General features: G+C 69.3%; 2 protein-coding genes and 1 pseudogene. All 3 read left to right on the forward strand.

The features are described from left to right. Positions 1-248, forward strand: a pseudogene (locus B4E30_RS08025) (peroxide stress protein YaaA); the annotation flags it as partial. A 132-nt stretch (positions 249-380) separates the two neighbouring features. Continuing rightward, entirely contained in the window at positions 381-1,175 is a 795-nt protein-coding gene (locus B4E30_RS08030) for a DUF5684 domain-containing protein (RefSeq protein WP_286794585.1), read from the forward strand. A gap of 85 nt (positions 1,176-1,260) precedes the next feature. Further along, on the forward strand, positions 1,261-1,775 hold a 515-nt coding region (locus tag B4E30_RS08035; RefSeq protein WP_286794587.1), incomplete at its 3' end, for an aldo/keto reductase.

The following is a 1,775-nucleotide window of genomic DNA, read 5'->3' on the forward strand; positions in this document are numbered from 1 at the left end:
ATGTGGCGCTCGGCCCCGTTCCGGCAAGCCTGCCGTCGTCGTATGTGCGGGTGGTCGCATCGGGGGCGGACGGCGCTGTGCGCGCGCTGAACCACTTCAACAAGCACGCCAAGGGTGAGCTCGTCCGCCGCTTGGCGACGTCGGCGGCGACCCTCGCCGGGTCCGACGACCTGCTCTCGTGGGCGGACGCCAGCGATGTCGATCTCCGCCGTGGCGAGGGTGGTGACCTGCTGCTTTTCTCCGGTTGAGCGTCAGGTGGCCAAGCCCGCGGCAACGAACGTTCACGAGAAAGTCTGGGAGGTTCCTGACAGAACGCGTTCGCTCTCGCTACCATGTCTCACGACCCGCCGCACGGCGGGCCGAATCTGGGAGAGGTACCCGTGGAAACGTTCAGTAGCGTCGACTACTCCTACAGCGGCAGCGATGTCGCGTTCTTCTTCATCTTCGCCGTGTTCTGGTTCATCTTCGCCATCGCCGGCTACGTCCTCACCGCGTTCTTCTTCATGAAGATCTTCGACAAGGCGGGCGTGCAGGGCAAGTGGCGGGCGTGGGTGCCGATCTACAACACGCTGATCTTCGTCAAGCTCGGCGACCTGAATCCCTGGTGGCTCCTCGGCCTGTGGGGCGCGAGCATCGTGCTGGGCTGGATCCCGGTGATCGGATGGCTCTTCCCGCTCGCCGCGGGCGTCTACACCGTGCTCGCCGCATGGCGGGTGGGGCTCAAGCTCCAGAAGGAAGTCGTCTGGATCATCCTCTACATCTTCCTGGCCATCGTCTGGCTGGGCATCAACGCCTTCGACCGGTCGCGCTGGAACACCGCGGTCCCCGCTGCCCCGTGGGCCGGGAACTTCCTCGCCGACAAGACGACCTGGTCCGGCATTCCGTCGCAGGTTCCCGCGGCGGGCTACCCTGCCAACCCGGTCACGCAGCCGGGCTACCCGGCGGGCTACCAGCCCCCGGCCGGGTACCAGCCGCCGCCCGCACCCGGCGCTCAGCCGCCGGCCCCGCCTGCCTCCACGCAGCCGCCGGCCCCGACCCAGCCGCCGGCTCCCACGCAGCCGCCGGCCCCGCCGGCCTCCACGCAGCCGCCTGCTCCGGCCCAGCCGCCGGCCCCGCCGACCCAGCCGCCGTCGAACGAGCCGCCGGCAGCCCCGGAGCCGCCGAAGCAGTCCTGACGCGAGCGACGTGCCCCTCACCATCGAGTGGGGGGCACGTCGTCGCGTGGCGCCGGCACCTGCGAGCGACGCTAGCGTGGAGGCCATGAGTTCATCGGTTCCCCTTCGTCGCGTCGGCACGTCCGGCCTCCTCGTCTCCGCCGTCGGCCTCGGGTGCAACAACTTCGGTCGCCCGGGCACGAAGACGGAGACCATCGAGGGCACACGGGCGGTGATCGACGCGGCGGTCGATGCCGGGGTGACTTTCCTCGACACCGCCGACATGTACGGCGGCGAGCCGGGCTTGTCGGAATCGCTCATGGGCGAGGCCCTCCGCGGCCGACGGGACGAGGTGATCATCGCCACCAAGTTCGGGCACTTCGGTCGCGACATGGGATATCCGCCCTCGGGTGCGAAGGCCTCGCGCTCCTACATCCGCACGGCCGTCGAGGGGTCCCTCTCGCGCCTGCAGACCGATCACATCGACCTGTATCAGCTGCACACCCCCGATCCCCACACGCCCATCGACGAGACCCTGGATGTGCTGACGGACCTCGTGCGCGAGGGCAAGGTGCGCTACCTCGGGCATTCGAACCTCGCGGGCTGGCAGATCGCGGAAGC

Source organism: Microbacterium sp. UBA3394 (assembly GCF_002358725.1).
In the GTDB taxonomy this organism is placed as follows: domain Bacteria; phylum Actinomycetota; class Actinomycetes; order Actinomycetales; family Microbacteriaceae; genus Microbacterium; species Microbacterium luteum.